The sequence below is a fragment of the Cognatiyoonia sediminum genome, from assembly GCF_900129845.1.
GTDB classification, from domain to species: domain Bacteria; phylum Pseudomonadota; class Alphaproteobacteria; order Rhodobacterales; family Rhodobacteraceae; genus Cognatiyoonia; species Cognatiyoonia sediminum.
In genome coordinates this window covers 1,582,867-1,601,041 of sequence record NZ_FQXB01000001.1, presented here as the reverse complement: position 1 = coordinate 1,601,041, position 18,175 = coordinate 1,582,867, and the positions used below count along the sequence as shown (strand labels likewise).

The window sequence follows — 18,175 nt, the reverse complement described above, 5'->3', positions numbered from 1 at the left end:
TTCCATATTTAAGAACCTCTCCCCCCACCCAATCAACCACCTTGCGTCTAGCCCAAAAACTCGGGACAGTCGCCCAAAAGGAGACATCCCCATGTCCGAAGCAAAATTCCTCGAAGGCAGTCTGTTCAAACATATCTCGGTGATGTCGTTGACGGCGTCGTTTGGCTTAATGGCTGTGTTTTTGGTTGATTTTGTCGACATGATTTTCATCTCAATGCTGGGTAAGGCGGAACTGGCTGCTGCCATTGGATATGCGGGCGCAATTTTGTTCTTTACCGCCTCCTTCAGCATCGGCATGTCGATTGCGGCGGGGGCCTTGGTGGCGAGGGCTTTGGGGGCTGGAAACGAAGATCTGGCAAAGAGGCAAGCGACGAATGCGCTGGTAATTGGTGTGATCTTGGGCAGCCTCTTTGTACTCGCGGTCTGGATCTATGCTTATGAATTGACAGCCCTTTTGGGCGCGGAAGGTGAGACGCTCGATCTTGCGGTGAACTATCTGCGGATCATTGTGCCTTCCCTGCCGATCTTGATGATTGGCATGGTCGGCAGCGCGATTTTGCGGGCGCATGGGGATGCGCGGCGCGCGATGATGGCGACGATTTATGGCGGGTTGGTCAATGCGGTGCTTGATCCAATCCTGATCTTTGGCCTTGATCTTGAACTGACGGGCGCGGCGATTGCATCGGTTTGTGCGCGGATCACGATTGCGGTGACGGCGATTGTTCCGGTGATCAAGGTCTATCAGGGGATCAATCGACCGTCCTTTTCAACGTTTGTTCCTGACATCTCACCCGTGATGGCCATTGCCTTTCCGGCGATCCTGACTCAACTCGCGACGCCGATTGGGTCGGCCTATGTCACGCGGACAATGGCGACCTTTGGCGAAGAGGCCGTGGCGGGCATGGCGATTGTGGGGCGGATGACGCCGGTAGCATTCGGCGTGCTGTTTGCCTTGTCCGGAGCGATTGGGCCGATAATTGGGCAGAACGCAGGAGCAGGCAAGGATGACCGAGTGAGAGCCGCTTTCCGCGATGGGATTTACTTCACGGCGGGCGTCGTTGTTTTGGTTTCGATCATACTCTACCTTCTTAGGCCGTTTTTCGTCACGCTTTTTGCACTGGACGGCTTGGCGCTAACGTTGGTGTTCCTGTTTGCTGGTCCCCTGTCTCTGACCTTCTTTTTCAACGGCGTGATCTTTGTGGGGAATGCGGCCTTCAACAACCTAAACCACCCCTACTATTCAACTTGGATCAATTGGGGCCGCCATACCGTTGGCACGATCCCCTTTGTGATGTTGGGCGCGTCATTGGCGGGGGCACCGGGTGTTTTGATTGGGCAGGCTGCGGGTGGTTTGGTCTTTGCCGCTATAGCTTACGTCCTGGCGATGCGCGTGATGGAGAAGGGCGAGACGCATGAGGCGACCGAGTTCGAGCGCGAGGGGCGGTTACATCGGTTGCTTCACAACCGTCGGTAATTTTGACAGATGGTGGTCGACCAGATCGAGCGCGTCTGGGCTGACCTGCACATAGCGCGGGTAGATCGGGTTTTGGCGGTCATTTAGCGCCGGCGTGTCCCATCGATCGGTGGTTTTGAAAAACCGTTGCACGCCGTCTTCGCCAAAGTGTTCCAAGAAACCGTCAATGATGACGTCGAGATAGCTAAGCAGGAAAGGGCGTGTCAGAGCGCCATCTGCGATCTTAGCAGGTTGGCCTTGGTAGACAGCAGTGGGTGCCGATTGTCCCATGGCATTGGTCACGTCGATACGGTCATATTGATGCTCGCGCAGGTCCAAGGCGGCCCAGTCTCCGTTTGGGACGCAAGCTAACAGACCTTCGATTTCCGTATCAGCGCTGGGCAGGACCGATAGGAACGCAACATTTCGCTCTTTTGATTGCTGCCAAACGCGTTTCCAGCCTTTCAAAGTGGCTGGACGCGGATTGGCGTAGTCATGCGTTTGTAGGTTGACGAGGCTGCCATAGCCAAAGAATTGCGGGTCGGTCATTCTCTGGCTCTTAGCACCTGCGCGGGGTGTGCGGCCAGAGGGCGGATGGCGAAAGCGAGGCCAGCAAGAAGCGATACGGCGATGCCTCCGGCGATGACGGTCAGTGCGTTGGTCCAGATGACCGCGTAGTCGTTTTCCATCACAAAGGTTTGGATGGCCCAAGCGCCAGCGATCCCAGCGGCAAGCGCGACGATGCCAGCGGAAAGACCGAGGATGAGCGAGCGCAGCGCAAAGCTCCGGATAATCTGGCTGCGCGGCGCACCGATGGTTTTAAGGACAGCCGCTTCGAACGTGCGGGCGCGTTCGCCAGCGGCGGCCGCCCCGATCAGGACCAGAAAGCCGGTCAAAAGAGTGGCAAGTGCGCCATATCGGGTGGCAGCGGCGACCCTTTCGACGAGGCTGCTAACTTGATCCACAGCATCGCGGATGCGGATTGCGGTGATGTTGGGGTAGGCGCTGGCGAGGTCGCGTAAGATCTGTGCTTCGGCTTCTTCTTCGGCGTAGACGGTGCTGATCCAGCTGTGTGGTGCACCTGCTAGCGCGGTTTTATTCACGGACAGGACAAAGCCAATGCCGGCGTCGCCCCATGTGACTTCGCGGAAGTTGGCGATGGTTCCGGTGATGTCGCGGCCAAGGATGTTGACCGTCATTTCATCGCCGATCTCAAGGCCCATCTCGGTCGCTTCTTCGGCGGAGAAGCTGATCAGCGGCGGACCGGAATAACCCTCTGGCCACCATTCACCAGCGGTCAGGCGGGTGCCTTCGGGCATGGTGTCGTCATAGGTCACGCCGCGGTCGCCTTGCACAACCCAGTGGTTGTCGGTGGCTGTAACGGCTTCTTCGCCGTTGATGCGGGTGACAATTCCGCGCAGCATCGGTGCTGCATCAACTTGGCTGACTTGAGGGTCGTCTGCGAGGCGTTCTCGGAAGCCGTCGATCTGATCCGGCTGGATGTCTACGAAGAAGTAGCTGGGGGCGACTGCGGGGAGTTCATCTGAAAAGGCTGCGCGCAGGTTGCCGTCGATTTGTCCGATGGCAGCAAGGACAGAGAGGCCAAGACCGAGAGAGAGGACGACGGATGTGGCCTCGCCCCCGCGCGCGCCGATGGCTCCGAAGGCGAGGTGGAGCGCCGCGCGGCCACGTGTGGGGCGGCGCATCCGGCGGGCAATCCAGCGGATCAAGACGCTGGCGAGGATGAGGATCAGAAGCGCGCCCATGATGCCACCAGCCGTCCAGAGAGTGAGGAAAACTGTGCCGGAAAAGAGGATCGCAGCGCCGAGTAGGGCGGCGATGAGAAGGAGGGTGGTAACGAGGAAGGGCCAGCGTGGGAGGGTGCTACCGCTCGCGAAAGCATCGCGGAATAGCGTGGCGGCTTTGATGTCATCAGTTCGCGCAAGGGGCCAGAGGGTGAAGATCAGCGCAGCGAGGAGGCCATAGATCGCAGCTTCAAACAAAGGTGCCGGATAAATGCGGAAATCGGAGGGGAGCGGCAGTTGGGCTTCGATCAGAGGCGCGAGGGCGAGGGGGATGCCAGCGCCGAGAATGAGGCCAAGGGCGACACCGAGAAGGGTCAAGGCGCCAACTTGGAGGAAGTAGGTGAGGAAGATCGTGCGGCGGGTTGCGCCAAGCGTTTTAAGAGTGGCTATCACGCCTGTTTTGCCAGCGAGGTACGCGCGGACGGCGGCACTGACGCCGACGCCACCGACCGCAAGGCCAGAAAGGCCCACGAGGACGAGGAAGGCCCCTAAACGGTCAATAAAGGTGGCCGTGCCACCCGCACCTTCTCGTGCGTCACGCCAGCGCATACCGGTGCTTTCGAAAATGGCTTTCGCTTGCGTCTCCAACGCGTCGAGGTCGGTCTCTGGCGGTAGGTCGACGCGGTAGTTGGTGTCGAACAACGTCCCTTCGACGATCAAGCCGGAGTTTGCGAGGTCGACGGTGCGCACAATGCTCCGCGGTCCGAGGCCGAAGCCTCCGCTTGCGTTGTCAGGGTATTGATCGAGGTAGGCCGAGAAGACAAAATCTTGGTTGCCAAGGCGGAAGGGATCGCCAGGGGTCAGACCGAGCCGATCCGCCAAAACGCGTTCCATCACCCCGCCGGGGAGATTGCTTGACCCGGCAAGGGCTTCAGACAATGGGATCGGTGGGTCGAGGGTGACGTTGCCTATAAGCGGGTAAAGGTCGTCTACAGCGCGGACTTGGGTGAGGCTGCGTTCTGTCGTCTCGCCCGTGTCCACCACCAGCATGGATCGGAAATCAACGGTTTCGCTGACGGCTGTGCCAATACTGGCCAGCCATTCACGTTCGTCGTCAGAGGCGAAACGGTAGGTGAAGGTCGCTTCGGCGTCACCGCCAAGTAGGGCTGACCCAGCCTCTTCCAATCCGGCTTGGATACCAGCGCGTACGGTCCCAACAGCGGCAATGGCCGCGACTCCCAAGGCGAGGCAGGCGAGGAAGACACGAAAGCCGTGTAAGCCCCCGCGCAGCTCTCTTCGTGCGAATTTGGCAGAGAGCGAGAGGCTCATGCGGCGACCTTCGTGGTGTCGATGCGCCCGTCGCGCAGGCGGATCACGCGGTCGCAGCGGGTGGCGAGTTCGTTCGAATGCGTGACCATGATCAGGGTCGCGCCATGGCGGTCTCGGAGGCCAAAAAGGAGGTCCATGATTGCCGTGCCGTTGGTGACGTCGAGGTTGCCGGTTGGTTCGTCGGCCAACAGAAGGCGTGGACGAGGAGCTGAAGCGCGGGCGAGGGCCACGCGTTGCTGCTCTCCACCCGACATTTGGCTGGGGTAATGATCCGCTCTGTCTGCAAGACCAACCGCGCCTAGTTCGGCCTCGGCCCTGTCGAAAGCATCTTTGTGACCGGCGAGTTCCAAGGGCGTGGCCACGTTTTCCAATGCGGTCATCGTCGGGATCAGGTGGAAAGATTGAAAAACCACCCCCATATTGTCCCTGCGAAACAGCGCGAGTTGATCTTCGTTCATCGCAGTCAAGTTTTGACCCAATGCGGTGATCTTCCCGCCGGTGGCCTGTTCCAGACCGCCCATCAACATAAGGAGTGACGACTTGCCCGATCCGCTTGGCCCGACCAGCCCCAGAGTTTCTCCGACTGTTACGTCGAGAGAAATGTCATGCAAGATGTCGACGCGTCCCGCGTTGCCGTCCAGCGAAAGGGACGCATCGGTGAGTGACAGAATTGTCTCGGACATGGGGTGTGCCTTTGGATCGTTGCTTGGTTTCCGATATGGGGCATTCAGGGCGTTGCGCAACCTGTCGGTTGGTCTTCTTTTGCTTGGAGGCGCCGCGCAGGCGGAGACCGTCAGGATCGCGGCCTTGGGAGATAGTTTAATAGCGGGCTACGGGTTGACGCCAGAAACGGGGTTCGTACCCCAATTGCAGGCCTGGCTAGATGAGGCCGGTGCGGATGTGATTGTGATCAATGCCGGTGTCTCGGGTGATACGACCGCAGGCGGCTTGTCTCGCGTGGCCTGGATGCTGACACCTGAGGTAGATGCGATGATTGTCATGCTTGGGGCGAACGACTATCTACGGGCGATTGATCCCAACCTGGCAGAAGAAAACCTACAAGGCGTGATAAATGTGGGGGCCGAAGCAGGTGTTGAGATGCTGCTGATTGGCATGGAAGTCGGATCGAACTACGGGCCGGAGTATAAGGCGGCGTTCGATGCGATGTACCCGAGGTTGGCCGAGGGCAATGACATCGCGCTGTTTGGAAATTGGTTCCAAGGGTTACGCGATGTAACGGCAAACCAGAGTGAGTTTACCCAGTATCTTCAAGGTGACGGCTTGCATCCGACAGCTGAGGGTGTGGGGCTGATCGTAGACGCCATGGGACCGGCGGTTTTGGATCTGATTGCCTCGGTCGAGAAGTAGATGCCCGGTCGGCTTTTTCTAGCGCGTGAGTTGGCCGAGTTGGCGCCGGAGTGGTCAGTTGATGAGTTGGATTTTGGCAGCCCGCGTCGGAATATTGCACCTGGGCAGGAGGTTTTGACGCTAACTGCGGATGGCGCGTGGATGATGCACTGGGGAATTATTCCTGTTGGTCGCAAGAACGCGCGTGGTCGATCGGTGATGGAAACGATTATCAACGCGCGGTCAGAGAATGTATTCGATAAATCTGCGTTCGAAGGTGTGAGGCGGGCGGTTGTTCCCTCGGATGGGTGGTATGAATGGGCGGGCGAGACTTGCAAGAAAACGGCGTGGTCGATCAGTCCGAACGACAAATCGCTTTTGTTCTTTGCTGCGATTTATGATGTTTGGAACGGCCCCGGTGGGATCGAAGTGCCGCAAGTGACCACAGTGACCTGCGAACCAAATGCCGATGTGCGCGAGATACACCACCGAATGGGCGTGCTTTTTGCGCGGGCGCAGGTGCAGGTTTGGTTGGGGGAATATGACGAAGCTGCCAAAGGTTTGATGAGGCCTTATCCGGATGGGGGCCTCGTAGTCGTTGAAGCAACTAACGTGGATTGGAACGGGCGCTAGGAACAAAAAAGGCGCGCAAACTGGCGCCTTTTTTAATAAGCTTTTAAAGATATTAGTCCGCAGCAGAAATGTTAACTGCCGACTCACGACCGTCGCGGCCTGCTTCCAAGTCGTAGTTTACTTTTTGATCATCGCGCAGGCCTGTCATGCCAGAGCGCTCAACCGCAGAAATATGTACAAACACGTCCTTACCGCCGCCGTCTGGTGCGATGAAGCCGTAGCCTTTTGTGGTATTGAACCACTTTACTGTTCCTGAAGCCATAGGTGGGCCTCCTTCAATAGTCTCCGCTCACGGTATTGTAGCGGACCGGCGCGTTAGAGCTTTGTCGAAAGGCCGGTCTTAGGGAGATCGAGAAATCGAAAGAGGTAACGTAGCAACCCAAATATCGGTTGTCGGGCGCGAAATTACAAATCGAATTGTTAAATTTATAAGTTAACGATTAGCGATCGGAACAATCTATGCGCGATTGTCCGGATTCTGATTGTCCAAAACCAGTGCAGTCGCGGCAATTAAAGCCACCAAAAGACCGGTCAGAGAATACGCACCAAGGCCTTCGATCAGGCTGACGTGCCCGCCGAAATACAAACCCATTGCCGTGATCATGCCCGAAAACGCGCTGATTATTGTTAAGCCGAGTGACATGTCGCCTCCAAAACCTATGGGGGTTCCTAACACCGGACTGGTTACGCAATTACTAATTAGGTCAAGTTTAGGTTATAATTTTACCTTGGCAACGCCTTTTTTGGTGTCGCAAGAGAAAACAAAAAAGCTGTCGCAGCTGCAACAGTCGCGAACCATCCGAAATACCAAATGCGGCCGGCAAATGCGTCCTCGGCATAGGATGCAGCAAAAGTTTCCTTTCCCCATGAGGCCGCGAGATAGGCCAAGACGGTCAGTGCAAGGAAACCTCCGATGCGTGCTACATTTGGTAGCGGCAAGGAAATGAGCCCCAAAATGGCGCCGATACCAGCGCCAATGACCAAAACCTGCTGATCCCAAAACGGATGCGCACCGAGGGAATTAGGTGCCTCGAAAACATAGGCCAGTGTGACAGCCACGGCGGCAATCACGATACCGACCATGATCCTTGTCACCGGACAAACTTCTTATGTTTCATGCGCTTAGGCTCCATCGCGTCTGCTCCTAGGCGGCGCTTTTTATCTTCTTCGTAGTCCTCAAAGTTCCCTTGGAACCATTCGACATGGGCGTCGCCTTCGAAGGCAAGGATATGCGTACAAATCCTATCGAGGAAGAAACGATCGTGTGAAATCACAACCGCACACCCAGCAAAGGTTGTCAGTGCATCTTCGAGCGCGCGGAGCGTTTCCACGTCAAGGTCGTTTGTCGGTTCGTCGAGCAACAAAACGTTGCCGCCGGATTTCAGCAATTTCGCCATATGAACGCGGTTGCGCTCACCACCAGATAACACGCCAACTTTTTTCTGCTGATCACCGCCTTTGAAGTTAAACGCGGAGCAATAGGCGCGGGAATTCATCTGGGCGTCGCCCAATTCGATGATTTCCGCTCCGCCTGTGATCTCTTCCCAGACCGTAGATTCGGCGTTGAGCGCGTCGCGGGACTGGTCAACGTAGGCCAATTGAACCGTATCGCCGTAGGTCACGCTGCCTTCATCTGGATCCAGTTGGCCGGTGAGCATGGAAAACAGTGTCGATTTACCAGCGCCGTTCGGGCCGATCACGCCAACGATGCCGCCGGGGGGCAGATCAAAGCTGAGGTCTTCGACCAGTAGCTTGTCGCCCATGGCTTTCTTGAGGCTATCAACTTCGATCACCTTGGAGCCAAGACGCGGGCCATTTGGAATAATGATCTGTGCCCGACCGACTTTTTCGCGTTCGGATTGGTTGGCGAGTTCGTTGTAGGCCTGAATTCGCGCCTTGGATTTTGCTTGCCGCGCCTTTGCACCTTGGCGCATCCATTCCAATTCGCGCTCCAACGTGCGTTGCTTGGATTTGTCTTCTTTCGCTTCCTGCTCCAGCCGCTTTGCTTTCGCTTCCAGCCAGCTGGAGTAGTTGCCTTCGTGCGGGATACCCGCGCCACGGTCGAGTTCGAGAATCCAACCGGTGATTGCATCGAGGAAATACCGGTCGTGGGTCACGATCAGGATCGTGCCTTTGTAGTCAATCAGGTGCTGTTGTAGCCAAGCGATAGTTTCCGCGTCCAAGTGGTTGGTCGGTTCGTCCAACAGCAGCATATCGGGCGCTTCGAGCAACAATTTACACAGGGCGACGCGCCGCTTTTCACCGCCAGACAGGGTTTCGACATTGGCGTCATCGGGAGGGCAGCGCAGGGCTTCCATCGATACGTCGATTTGTGCGTCGAGGTCCCAAAGGTTCTGTGCGTCGATTTCATCCTGAAGCCGCGCCATCTCATCAGCGGTTTCCTCAGAATAGTTCATCGCCAATTCGTTGTAGCGATCAAGGATGCCTTTCTTTTCAGCTACGCCCAGCATGACGTTTTCGCGCACACTCAGGTTTGCATCCAGTTCAGGTTCCTGTGGCAGATAGCCGACCTTCGCGCCCTCGGCGGCCCAAGCTTCGCCCTGAAACTCTTTGTCTTGGCCAGCCATGATCCGCATCAAGGTGGATTTACCTGTGCCGTTCACACCGACGACACCAATCTTAACGCCGGGGAGGAAGTTAAGGCGGATGTTTTCAAACACTTTCTTGCCGCCCGGATAGGTCTTGGACACACCGTCCATAAAGTAAACGAACTGATAGCTGGCCATGTGGTCGCGCCCTTCTGATCTAAGGTTTGCGGTGTCATATCCTTCTGCGCGTTCGGCGGCAATCTGTTCCATCACGAGAATTTGGGGTTTTCCCTCTGCCGCAGTCTGCTTAACTTGCGCGCAACAAGAGCAAGGTGCCAAAGGGAGGCGGCACAAAAGGTGCAGGGATATCCGACAGCGCGGGCGGGGCAGGTTGTGGGCCTGTTGGGGGGATCGTTTGATCCGCCGCATTCGGCGCATGTGCATATCACAAAAACAGCTTTGCGTCGGTTTGGCTTGGATAAGCTCTGGTGGCTTGTCAGTCCGGGTAATCCCTTGAAGGCCAATGGCCCTGCACCGCTTGCGGAACGGGTTCAAGCCAGTCGGGCCGTTATGAAGCATCCGAAGGTAGAAGTGACAGACCTTGAAGCGCGGCTGGGAACGCGGTTCACGGCGCAAACGTTGGCTGCTTTGATTGATCGTTATCCTGGCGTGCGTTTTGTCTGGCTCATGGGTGCGGACAACCTCGGTCAATTTGATCAATGGCAGGACTGGCAGTGGATCATGGAAACCGTGCCGATTGGTGTGATGGCGCGCCCCGGTGATAGGATCAGTGCGCGGATGTCAAAAGCGGCGCGGGTGTATCGGGATGCAAAGCTGTCTGGACGTTCATCGCAAGTGCTGGGACAGGGGGAGGCGCCACGTTGGTGTTTCATAAACATGCCAATGAGTGACATGTCTTCGACAGCGATAAGGGCGCGTGGCGAATGGTGACGCGGCGGGGCATATTGGCGGGTGGTGCGTCGATGATCGCGGGCTCGGCCTTTGCCAATGCTCCAGAGCGGTCCTTGCGCCCAAGGTCTCGGCCATACGACGCGCCCCAATCGGCGGAGGTGTCCAATCAGCGCCCGCGCTCGCGGCCTGATACGGCGCAGATCATCGCAAACGCTCCTATTGGCGGCGATATTGGCTTTGCTGTGATGGATGTGCGCACGGGTGTGGTACTCGATAATGTAAATGGCGATGTCCAGCTGCCGCCCGCAAGCGTGAGCAAGGCCGTTACGGCGCTTTATTCCTTGCAAACACTTTCGCCTGACTACCAGTTCAAAACGCGTCTTCTCGCGAAAGGTCCTATTTCCAACGGTATCCTGACGGGGGATCTGATCCTCGCTGGAGGCGGTGATCCGAGGTTGCAGACCAATGACGTCGCTGAATTGGCGCAGATGTTGAAAGACACCGGCATCACAGAGGTGCGCGGCCGCTTCCTTGTGTGGGGCGGGGCTTTGGACCGAATTGAGGAAATTGACGAATCTCAGGCGGATTACCTTGGGTACAATCCGGCGGTTTCAGGTCTGAACCTCAACTTCAACCGCGTTCATTTCGAATGGAAGCAAAATGGCGATGACTATGACATCACTATGGACGCGCGGAGCGCTGAATACCGTGCGGATGTGACCGTTTCCAAGATGCGGGTCGTCGAGAGATCTGCGCCGGTTTACGAATATACTGACCTTGGCGACACGGATGATTGGTCCGTCGCGAAGGGCGCGCTTGGTGACTTTGGATCGCGGTGGCTGCCGGTCCGAGAACCTGCGCTATATGTGGGCGACGTTTTTAGAACCTTCGCGCGGTCGCAGGGGATCGTGTTGCCCGCGGCTGTGCGGTCATTCGACGCGCCGACCGGGACCACTCTTGCGACGCTAACCAGCCCGATTTTGCGAGACGTGGCCAAAGATATGCTGAAGTTTTCGACAAACCTGACTGCCGAGGCATGCGGCATGACCGCTAGCAACCAGTTGGCGGGGGAAAGTCGCGGGCTACGCACCTCTGCTTTGGGCATGTCTCGCTGGTGTACGCGGCAGGCAGGAATTTTGCCGCGGTTTGTGGACCATTCGGGGCTTGGCGACACGTCACGGATTTCAGCGATGAATATGGCCGCGCTTTTGGCGCGACGCGGTGCCTATGAAACCCTTCATCCGATTTTGAAGGATGTGCGTATCGTGGATGAGAGTCGCAATGACGTTCCCAATTTCAAAGGATTGGTGCGCGCCAAGACGGGGACGTTGAACTTCGTTAACTCTTTGGCCGGCTACATCAAAACCGAAGGTGGACGCGATCTGGCATTTGCGTTCTTCGCAGCCGACTTGGAGGCGCGCGAAAAAGGCAAGCTGGAGGGGACGGACCGGCCTCGCGGCGCTCGAACCTATGCCAGCCGTGCGCGTTGGTTGCAGCAGCAGCTCATCCAGTTCTGGGCAAAAGCAGGCGAAACTTAGATCGTCATATGCCGTGCTCGCGCGCCTCTTTCGATAGCAGCAGCGTGAAGGCGATCGACATCTAGCTCATAACGAATTTCTTCAAGCATGCGAGCCTCTGGCCCTTCAATCGTGCCGTCAGCAGCGGCGACGTCGCAGGACAAAGCGTAAGCCGTTTCATTCAAGTGTTCAGGGAGAGCTTCTCGGATGAGGCCGAAAAGAGCTTCTAGCCCGTCTTCCGGTTCCAAAAGATCAAAGACCATCTGAGACATACGAGGCAGACGCTCAGCATCGTACCCAGCAAAAACGGGCAAGTTGTTGACAGCGTTGTTGATCTTGACCAATTCGGACGTGCGGATGTTTTCATCTGACGCTGAGACGGCAATCATCAGTGCGATGAGCGCATCTTGTGCGGTGAGTGGGGTCTCTAACGTCATACCAGAATCCTTTAAGTTGTTCCTTCACATTTATTGACCCCGACGCGCTCTCGCAATAGGGAGTGCGCGTTCTGCCGCGTACATCGCGGCCTTTATCAGAGAGAAAACCGATGAGCACTTTCCGTGACGCAGCGATGACTTCGAAGGCTTGGCCCTTTGCAGAGGCGCGCGCATTGCTCAAACGGTATGAAAAGAAAGACCCAGAGAAAGGCTATGTGCTGTTTGAAACCGGCTATGGCCCGTCGGGCCTGCCGCACATCGGAACATTCGGCGAGGTGTTGCGCACGACGATGATCCGCCGTGCGTTTGAGGTGATTTCTGACATCCCGACCAAGCTGATTTGTTTTTCTGACGATTTGGATGGGATGCGGAAGGTTCCCGGCAACGTGCCGCAACAAGAGATGTTGCAAGGCTATTTGCAAATGCCGCTGACCAGCGTGCCTGATCCGTTTGGAACGCATGACAGTTTTGGCGATCATAACAATGCGATGTTGCAGCGGTTCCTCGATACCTTTGGGTTTGAGCATGAGTTCTATTCGGCGCGGTCGTTCTATCAGTCTGGCCAGTTTGACGAAATCCTGCTGCGCAGTGCTGAGCGGTATGATGACCTGATGGCGATCATGTTGAAGTCTTTGCGCGAAGAGCGGGCGGAGACATATTCGATCTTCCTGCCGATTCATCCTGAAACCGGTCGTGTGATGTATGTGCCTATGAAGCACGTTGATGCGTCCAAAGGCGAAGTGACCTTTGATGACGACGATGGGCGCGAATGGACGGTGCCAGTCACGGGCGGCAACGTGAAGCTGCAATGGAAGCCGGATTTCGGGGCGCGCTGGGCGGCGCTTGGCGTCGATTTTGAGATGTACGGCAAAGAGCATGCCACCAACGAAAAGATCTATGATGCGATCTGCCGGACCTTGGGGCAGCGGCCGCCGAACCATTTCTCATACGAGTTGTTCTTGGATGAGAAGGGCCAGAAGATTTCGAAATCATCCGGCAACGGTATTTCGATTGATGAATGGCTGTCTTATGCAGCCACCGAAAGCCTGTCTTACTTCATGTATCAAAAGCCAAAGACCGCGAAGCGGATGCATTTTGATGTAATCCCGAAAGCGGTGGATGAATATCACCAGCAGCTGCGTGCTTATGCGGATCAGGATGATGCCGGTCGCGCGAACAATCCGGTCTTTCATATCCATGGGCATAACGTTCCGGCGTCAGACATGGTGGTGCCGTTTGCGATGTTGCTGAACCTCGCGTCCGTATCCGGGGCGGAGGACAAAGAAACGCTTTGGGGATTCATCAAGCGCTATGCGCCTGATGCCTCAGCCGAGAAGAACCCGCAGATGGATCAGGCGGCTGGTTTTGCCGTTCGTTATTACAATGACTTTGTGAAACCAACGAAGGTCTACCGCGCGCCGACCGATCAAGAACGGAAAGCGATGGAAGATCTGGTTGCGCGGCTGAAGGCCTGGGATGGTGGTTTGGATGCGGAAGAGCTACAATCGATGGTGTTTGCGGTGGGCAAGGATCACGATTTTGAGCCTTTGCGTGCTTGGTTTACAGCGCTTTATGAAGTTCTACTTGGTGCCTCGCAGGGGCCGCGTTTCGGCGGATTTATCGCGCTCTATGGCGTGGAAGAGACCATCGCGTTGATCGAAAACAGACTCGCTTCGGAAACTTAAAGCGACAGAAAACGTTCATTCGTTCGTTGAATGTGTAGCGTGCCGCTTGACGCAGCGGCAGAGTGAAACAGGTTTTGAACTAAATGAACGAAACATCTTATACCGGAGCGCAAAAAGCGCTTCATTGGATCGTGGCAGCTTTGGTTGCTGCCATGGCTCTGACCGGTCTCGCCTATGTTTACGAATGGGCAGATGACTCCATCATTGTGGCGCATCAAGTGATCGGTCAAATTCTTATCATTGTTTTGGTCATTCGAATTTCGGTTCGCATACGTAAAGGTAAACCCTTGAGAGGACATCACCCCCGGTGGGAGCGCGTGCTCGCAAGCAGTACTCAGGTTGGTCTTTATCTGGTGATGATAGCCTTTGTTATAACCGGCTATTTTGCAGCCTCGGCGTTGCGACAGAATGCACTGATCTTACCGATCGACATCGGACTTGCGCGCTCCGACCTGGGCGAGCGCATGCTTGAAGTCCACTACGCAATAAAATGGGTTCTGGCGGGTTTGATTTTTCTTCACGTCGCCGGTGCACTCAAGCACGTATTCTTAGACAAGGACGACACTCTTTCCTCTATTTTGCCCAGCAAACACAAGGACATAAAATGAAAACGATATCGCGAAGACATGTTATCCTGACCCTCTCCTCAGCCACGATCACTCTCTGCCCCGCGCTGTTAAACGCTCAAGCGGTTGAATTCGATTGGGGCGAAGACGTGCCGACAAATGTCCCTCGCGGTGAGGATCAAACAGTTATGTTGGCCGCAGGCGAGACTGACGTCGATATTTCGAGCCTAACCGCTGGTCAGGTCGCCGTTATTGGCCGCCCGACAGATGACCCTGAATATTCGAATACCGACGGTATTCAGTATGTCGCGGTTCTTCGACGAACCGATGCGCAAATCGAGCAAGGTGCGCCAGAACAGGCGGTTGCTGATCCACGGTTCTTTGTCGCTAATTTGGTCTGTCCCCATCGGGGATACGCGGTTGGAGTGACTGATTTGGAAGTGGCCCCCTTTGCCTGTACAAAGCGGGGGTCCCGTCACGGCAGTGTTTTCAACGCTGGCGGATTCGGCGTTGCGGGTCGATCAGAGGGCGACTTTTTGAGCGTCCCTGATTATCAAATCAATGATAACGGCGGGCAGATCATTCTTACCCTCGTATAGCTAATTTCAAACCATTCGCCTGGGGTGTTCGTATCTACCAAAAGACAATACAGGGAGATCGAAATGAAGCTTTTAGGATTCATTGTCGGATTGATGATTGTGGCAAGCTCCGCTTTGGCCCAAACGGCAGAAGCAATTGAGGATGTAATTGGAAGCCAGCTCCAAGCGTTTAACGAGCGTGACATCGAAGAAGCCTGGCAATACGCGGCGCCGAATATTCAGGGCGCATTCGGCAACGCTCAGAACTTTGGGATGATGGTTCAACGCGGATATCCCATGGTCTGGACCAACCGCGATGTTCGATTCTTGCAGTTGGAAGACATCGGCGGGCGGCAATATCAAAGGTTGATGCTGCAAGACGCTAACGGCAGTTTGCATATGCTTGAATACCAAATGGTTCAGACGGCAGACGGTTGGCGGATTGCCGGTGTGCAAATCCTACCAGCGCCAGATGTAGGCGCCTAAGCCCCACCGCGCGGTGGGCCTACGCGTTGTTTACGGCCAAGCAATAGTCCTTGCGTGATGGCCAAGCGATTGGCCCTTCGATGCAATGGGCCGCTGCACAACGGGATTTCCCCTTTGATGGTGCGCCGCCACCAGAAAGGGGTTTTCATGAACAAGGCAATTACCGACGGAATCGTTTTGATGCCGCTGCCATTTTCGGCAGGTCTTGGCGTATGGTCGAGCGGTGACGGCGCACCCGGGTCGGACACATATGCCACCAATGGCGACGGCGTGTTTGTTCCGGCGGATCAGGATTTTGGCGGCTGTTTGGAGTTGAGCAAGACGCAATCAACAATGCGGCTCCGCTAGATGGGTGAGACGCCGATTTTGCCAGGTTGTTATCTGCGGATCACCGCCCGGGTGAAGGCGATTGCAGGTGATTTCCCGACTGTGCGGATTGCGGCTTGGGCTGGTTTGAATGGTGGTGCGGAAGCGACAGGAGAGGCGACATCCGGCCCGTCGACGACGCTGACGACTTACGGAGACATTGTTGAGATTTCAGCGATTGTAGGGACAGGAGATCGCACAGGAGTGGACCTTGTGTGGAACGAGGCCGCCTACGGTCATTACGGAATTGATCTGACTGGCCCGAATGGCGGCGTGGTCCGTGTGGATGACCTGATCATTGAAGACATTACTTCGGCCTTTCACCGCAAACTTATGGCGACGGTTGATGTGCGCGACTATGGTGCGATTGGCGATGGGACGACGGATGACGCGGATGCGTTCGTTGCTGCGGATGCCGCGGCAGCGGGGCGCGAGGTTCTGATTTCCGACGGGGTTTATCGCCTTGGGCGCAGCGTCACGATGCAATCGCGTGTTCGGTTTGAAGGCAAGGTGACGCAAGACGCTGCCGATCGGTTCATTTTGCAAAAGAACTTTGACTATCTGACCTATGTTGATGCCTTTGGCAGCGAAGAATTGGCGTTCAGAAAAGCCTATCAGGGACTGCTGAACTTTTCGGATCATGAGTCTCTCGATCTCGGCGGCCGCCGGATTTCGCTATCAGAGCCTTTGGATATGCAGGCATGCGATCCAACGCGGACAGTTTTTGCGACCCGCCGCGTGGTACGAAATGGGCAGTTCCAGCCAATTGCAGGGGCTGCGTGGGATACAGATGTTGTGACGTCTCAGGCCACATATGCGACGGGTACGTCGAACCGGCTGAGCAACGTCATCGACGTGGCCAATGTTGCTGTTGGTGCGCTTGTCCAAGGCACAGGTGTCGGGCGCGAGGTTTATGTTACGTCCAAGAACGTGGGTCAGCAAACTGTCGAGCTGAGCCAGCCGCTGTATGATGCTGCGGGGACGCAGACGTTCACCTTCACGCGTTTCAAATACATGTTGGATTTCTCTGGCTATGACGATCTAGCGCAATTCGTGCTGGATGACATTGATTTCCAGTGCAGCGGCGACGCCAGTGCGATCATGCTCGCGCCACAGGGCCTAACGTTTCATGTGAAGGACTGCTTTATCACCAAGCCGAAGGATCGCGGGATCACCTCGATTGGCCGTGGCTGTCAGGGGATGATGATCGACCGCTGTAATTTCGTTTCAAACGAACAGCCTTTGGCGGTACAAAACCGCACGACGATTGCCTTTAATTGTAACGCCAACGACGTGAAAATCCGCGACAACCGTGTGTCTTTGTTTAAGCATTTCTGCATCTTGGCAGGGGGTGGCAATCTGGTTTCGGGCAACCATTGGTTCCATGGGGATAGTGAGCCCGCGGGTGTCCGCAAGGCGGGGATCGTGTTTACCTTACCGAATTGCCGCAGTGTTGTGACCGGCAACTATTGCGACAATAATTTCATCGAACTGACGAATGAGCACGAAGAAGAGCCCGCTCAGGGGAACCAGTTCAGCTTCGGCGGTTTGACGATTACGGGCAACAGTTTCCTCAGCAGTGATACCGCACCTTGGTTTAACTTCATTGTTGTTAAGCCTTATGGGCCAGGACACTTCATTCATGGGCTTTCGGTGGTGAGCAACGTGTTTCGGTCGACGAATGGCAATATCGACCGTGTTGATGGGGTCGATACGAGTTTTGCCGATTTGGACTATACGCGGATGCGCGCGGTGACGTTTAGCGGGAATACATTCCACAACATCAGTGAAATTGTTCAGAATCCGGCGTCGCTGACCCATACTCAGTCGTCGGCGTCTCAGACTTGGGTCGCAGAAACAGCACCAAGATTGCCATTTGGCGGGCGAGCGCGATTTGTGGATGCGGTCATGCCGAACGGACCAGTGCAGACTGGGTCAAACTCGGATGTCTTTGAGCAGCCGTGGGCGGATTCTTCTTACGGGCCTGATAACACACAGGTGCGGTTTGTTTGGCCGTCTGCGGTCAAAGGCACGATCCGTTTCACTGCGCGGATGGATAACCCGCTCTAGCCCTGCTTCGGTCGATTTCGAAGTTTCGCGCGGTAGCTGAGCCGCGCAAAGGTTTCGCGGGTGTGGCGGCGGGTCGCGTCGGCAAATCCCGTGGTGCTTAACGTTGGGCTGGATGTTTGCGCGTCCAGATCAAAATGCTGTGCGACCATCAGGGCGCGTTTGGCATGGTAGCCGTCAGTCACGATTGTGACCTTGCCCGCATCCAAAAGGCGGATCATCGGAAGGGCGAATTTGATGTTTTCGAGGGTCGTGGTCGAATGGGACTCTTGCATGATTTTTTCAGGTGCGACACCGCGCTCAACCAAAATATCTCTGATTACGGTTGCTTCGGCAGGGGAGTGCTTCCCTACGCCGCCGGTTCCGATGACCCAAGCCTCTTGATCTTGTTCCCAAAGCGCTGCTGCGTGTAGCGCCCTCCGCCGGAGCGTCGGCGACGGGCCATTTGGCCAAACAGCGGCTCCCAAAACGACAATTACACCCATGCTTAGGAGCTATTGTATGT

20 protein-coding genes are annotated in these 18,175 nt (G+C 56.0%); 11 read left to right on the top strand and 9 right to left on the bottom strand.

The features are described 5' to 3' along the window. Window positions 1-91: 91 nt before the first annotated feature. Window positions 92-1,474 (top strand): MATE family efflux transporter, encoded by a 1,383-nt coding sequence (locus tag BUA85_RS08020; RefSeq protein WP_072900288.1) that lies wholly within the window; start codon window positions 92-94, stop codon window positions 1,472-1,474. Here BUA85_RS08020 and BUA85_RS08015 read toward each other — a convergent pair. The 3 genes from BUA85_RS08015 to BUA85_RS08005 are packed head-to-tail and all read right to left on the bottom strand — an operon-like array spanning window position 1,445 to window position 5,210. Continuing rightward, the gene (locus BUA85_RS08015) at window positions 1,445-2,002 is read right to left on the bottom strand and encodes a gamma-glutamylcyclotransferase family protein (protein WP_072900287.1); all 558 of its coding nucleotides are present in this window, start codon (window positions 2,000-2,002) and stop codon (window positions 1,445-1,447) included. The two genes, BUA85_RS08020 and BUA85_RS08015, sit on opposite strands and share 30 nt — an antisense overlap. Next, on the bottom strand, window positions 1,999-4,527 hold the full coding sequence (locus tag BUA85_RS08010) for an ABC transporter permease (RefSeq protein WP_072900286.1): 2,529 nt from the start codon (window positions 4,525-4,527) through the stop codon (window positions 1,999-2,001). The genes BUA85_RS08015 and BUA85_RS08010 overlap by 4 nt, the downstream gene beginning before the upstream one ends. Continuing rightward, window positions 4,524-5,210 carry an ABC transporter ATP-binding protein gene (locus BUA85_RS08005; protein WP_072900285.1) on the bottom strand — a complete coding sequence of 229 codons (687 nt, stop codon included), beginning with the start codon at window positions 5,208-5,210 and terminating at the stop codon, window positions 4,524-4,526. The genes BUA85_RS08010 and BUA85_RS08005 overlap by 4 nt, the downstream gene beginning before the upstream one ends. Between BUA85_RS08005 and BUA85_RS08000 the strand changes: the two genes are divergently transcribed. Both BUA85_RS08000 and BUA85_RS07995 read left to right on the top strand, forming a co-directional pair. Then, window positions 5,209-5,895 (top strand): arylesterase, encoded by a 687-nt coding sequence (locus BUA85_RS08000; RefSeq protein ID WP_072900284.1) that lies wholly within the window; start codon window positions 5,209-5,211, stop codon window positions 5,893-5,895. The genes BUA85_RS08005 and BUA85_RS08000 overlap by 2 nt on opposite strands. Further along, window positions 5,896-6,507: an SOS response-associated peptidase gene (locus BUA85_RS07995; protein WP_072900283.1), complete on the top strand. Its 612-nt coding sequence runs from the start codon at window positions 5,896-5,898 to the stop codon at window positions 6,505-6,507. A gap of 52 nt (window positions 6,508-6,559) precedes the next feature. On the opposite strand, the gene BUA85_RS07990 is transcribed toward BUA85_RS07995, so the two are convergent. From BUA85_RS07990 to ettA, 4 genes are all read right to left on the bottom strand, one after another. Next, window positions 6,560-6,769, bottom strand: a complete 210-nt coding sequence (locus BUA85_RS07990; protein WP_072900282.1) for a cold-shock protein — start codon at window positions 6,767-6,769, stop codon at window positions 6,560-6,562. Window positions 6,770-6,964: 195 nt separating this feature from the next. After that, window positions 6,965-7,150: a hypothetical protein gene (locus BUA85_RS07985; protein WP_072900281.1), complete on the bottom strand. Its 186-nt coding sequence runs from the start codon at window positions 7,148-7,150 to the stop codon at window positions 6,965-6,967. Between the two features lie 80 nt (window positions 7,151-7,230). Beyond that, window positions 7,231-7,602: a hypothetical protein gene (locus BUA85_RS07980; RefSeq protein WP_131802780.1), complete on the bottom strand. Its 372-nt coding sequence runs from the start codon at window positions 7,600-7,602 to the stop codon at window positions 7,231-7,233. Beyond that, window positions 7,599-9,254: an energy-dependent translational throttle protein EttA gene (gene ettA / locus BUA85_RS07975; RefSeq protein ID WP_072900478.1), complete on the bottom strand. Its 1,656-nt coding sequence runs from the start codon at window positions 9,252-9,254 to the stop codon at window positions 7,599-7,601. The genes BUA85_RS07980 and ettA overlap by 4 nt, the downstream gene beginning before the upstream one ends. A 159-nt stretch (window positions 9,255-9,413) precedes the next feature. On the opposite strand from ettA, the gene BUA85_RS07970 reads away from it, so the two are divergent. Both BUA85_RS07970 and dacB read left to right on the top strand, forming a co-directional pair. After that, window positions 9,414-10,007 carry a nicotinate-nucleotide adenylyltransferase gene (locus BUA85_RS07970; protein WP_072900477.1) on the top strand — a complete coding sequence of 198 codons (594 nt, stop codon included), beginning with the start codon at window positions 9,414-9,416 and terminating at the stop codon, window positions 10,005-10,007. Continuing rightward, the gene (dacB, locus tag BUA85_RS07965) at window positions 10,001-11,506 is read left to right on the top strand and encodes a D-alanyl-D-alanine carboxypeptidase/D-alanyl-D-alanine endopeptidase (RefSeq protein ID WP_072900279.1); all 1,506 of its coding nucleotides are present in this window, start codon (window positions 10,001-10,003) and stop codon (window positions 11,504-11,506) included. The genes BUA85_RS07970 and dacB overlap by 7 nt, the downstream gene beginning before the upstream one ends. Here the strand turns inward: dacB and BUA85_RS07960 are convergent. Beyond that, a complete protein-coding gene (locus BUA85_RS07960) occupies window positions 11,503-11,922 on the bottom strand; it encodes a tellurite resistance TerB family protein (protein ID WP_072900278.1) in 420 nt (139 codons plus the stop codon). The genes dacB and BUA85_RS07960 overlap by 4 nt on opposite strands. A gap of 110 nt (window positions 11,923-12,032) precedes the next feature. Here BUA85_RS07960 and BUA85_RS07955 point away from each other — a divergent pair, with 110 nt between their 5' ends. From BUA85_RS07955 to BUA85_RS07935, 6 genes are all read left to right on the top strand, one after another. Beyond that, window positions 12,033-13,607, top strand: coding sequence for a lysine--tRNA ligase (locus tag BUA85_RS07955; protein WP_072900277.1), 1,575 nt, complete (start codon window positions 12,033-12,035; stop codon window positions 13,605-13,607). Window positions 13,608-13,690: 83 nt separating this feature from the next. Continuing rightward, on the top strand, window positions 13,691-14,215 hold the full coding sequence (locus tag BUA85_RS07950) for a cytochrome b (RefSeq protein ID WP_072900276.1): 525 nt from the start codon (window positions 13,691-13,693) through the stop codon (window positions 14,213-14,215). Further along, window positions 14,212-14,772, top strand: a complete 561-nt coding sequence (locus BUA85_RS07945) for a hypothetical protein (RefSeq protein ID WP_072900275.1) — start codon at window positions 14,212-14,214, stop codon at window positions 14,770-14,772. The genes BUA85_RS07950 and BUA85_RS07945 overlap by 4 nt, the downstream gene beginning before the upstream one ends. A gap of 63 nt (window positions 14,773-14,835) precedes the next feature. Further along, on the top strand, window positions 14,836-15,237 hold the full coding sequence (locus BUA85_RS07940; protein WP_072900274.1) for a DUF4864 domain-containing protein: 402 nt from the start codon (window positions 14,836-14,838) through the stop codon (window positions 15,235-15,237). Between the two features lie 147 nt (window positions 15,238-15,384). After that, window positions 15,385-15,585 carry a hypothetical protein gene (locus BUA85_RS17065; RefSeq protein WP_341350622.1) on the top strand — a complete coding sequence of 67 codons (201 nt, stop codon included), beginning with the start codon at window positions 15,385-15,387 and terminating at the stop codon, window positions 15,583-15,585. Then, window positions 15,586-17,673, top strand: a complete 2,088-nt coding sequence (locus BUA85_RS07935) for a right-handed parallel beta-helix repeat-containing protein (RefSeq protein WP_341350621.1) — start codon at window positions 15,586-15,588, stop codon at window positions 17,671-17,673. Here the strand turns inward: BUA85_RS07935 and BUA85_RS07930 are convergent. Continuing rightward, the gene (locus BUA85_RS07930; protein ID WP_072900273.1) at window positions 17,670-18,155 is read right to left on the bottom strand and encodes a YdcF family protein; all 486 of its coding nucleotides are present in this window, start codon (window positions 18,153-18,155) and stop codon (window positions 17,670-17,672) included. The genes BUA85_RS07935 and BUA85_RS07930 overlap by 4 nt on opposite strands. Window positions 18,156-18,175 lie beyond the last annotated feature (20 nt).

Coding starts and splice junctions, on each gene's coding strand:
- BUA85_RS07960 (WP_072900278.1), bottom strand. CDS start 11,922: ATGACGTTAGAGACCCCACTCACCGCACAAGATGCGCTCATCGCACTG.
- BUA85_RS07935 (WP_341350621.1), top strand. CDS start 15,586: ATGGGTGAGACGCCGATTTTGCCAGGTTGTTATCTGCGGATCACCGCC.
- BUA85_RS07950 (WP_072900276.1), top strand. CDS start 13,691: ATGAACGAAACATCTTATACCGGAGCGCAAAAAGCGCTTCATTGGATC.
- BUA85_RS07995 (WP_072900283.1), top strand. CDS start 5,896: ATGCCCGGTCGGCTTTTTCTAGCGCGTGAGTTGGCCGAGTTGGCGCCG.
- BUA85_RS07955 (WP_072900277.1), top strand. CDS start 12,033: ATGAGCACTTTCCGTGACGCAGCGATGACTTCGAAGGCTTGGCCCTTT.
- BUA85_RS07940 (WP_072900274.1), top strand. CDS start 14,836: ATGAAGCTTTTAGGATTCATTGTCGGATTGATGATTGTGGCAAGCTCC.
- BUA85_RS08015 (WP_072900287.1), bottom strand. CDS start 2,002: ATGACCGACCCGCAATTCTTTGGCTATGGCAGCCTCGTCAACCTACAA.
- BUA85_RS08010 (WP_072900286.1), bottom strand. CDS start 4,527: ATGAGCCTCTCGCTCTCTGCCAAATTCGCACGAAGAGAGCTGCGCGGG.
- BUA85_RS08000 (WP_072900284.1), top strand. CDS start 5,209: ATGGGGTGTGCCTTTGGATCGTTGCTTGGTTTCCGATATGGGGCATTC.
- BUA85_RS17065 (WP_341350622.1), top strand. CDS start 15,385: ATGAACAAGGCAATTACCGACGGAATCGTTTTGATGCCGCTGCCATTT.
- BUA85_RS08005 (WP_072900285.1), bottom strand. CDS start 5,210: ATGTCCGAGACAATTCTGTCACTCACCGATGCGTCCCTTTCGCTGGAC.
- BUA85_RS07990 (WP_072900282.1), bottom strand. CDS start 6,769: ATGGCTTCAGGAACAGTAAAGTGGTTCAATACCACAAAAGGCTACGGC.
- BUA85_RS08020 (WP_072900288.1), top strand. CDS start 92: ATGTCCGAAGCAAAATTCCTCGAAGGCAGTCTGTTCAAACATATCTCG.
- dacB (WP_072900279.1), top strand. CDS start 10,001: ATGGTGACGCGGCGGGGCATATTGGCGGGTGGTGCGTCGATGATCGCG.
- ettA (WP_072900478.1), bottom strand. CDS start 9,254: ATGGCCAGCTATCAGTTCGTTTACTTTATGGACGGTGTGTCCAAGACC.
- BUA85_RS07930 (WP_072900273.1), bottom strand. CDS start 18,155: ATGGGTGTAATTGTCGTTTTGGGAGCCGCTGTTTGGCCAAATGGCCCG.
- BUA85_RS07945 (WP_072900275.1), top strand. CDS start 14,212: ATGAAAACGATATCGCGAAGACATGTTATCCTGACCCTCTCCTCAGCC.
- BUA85_RS07985 (WP_072900281.1), bottom strand. CDS start 7,150: ATGTCACTCGGCTTAACAATAATCAGCGCGTTTTCGGGCATGATCACG.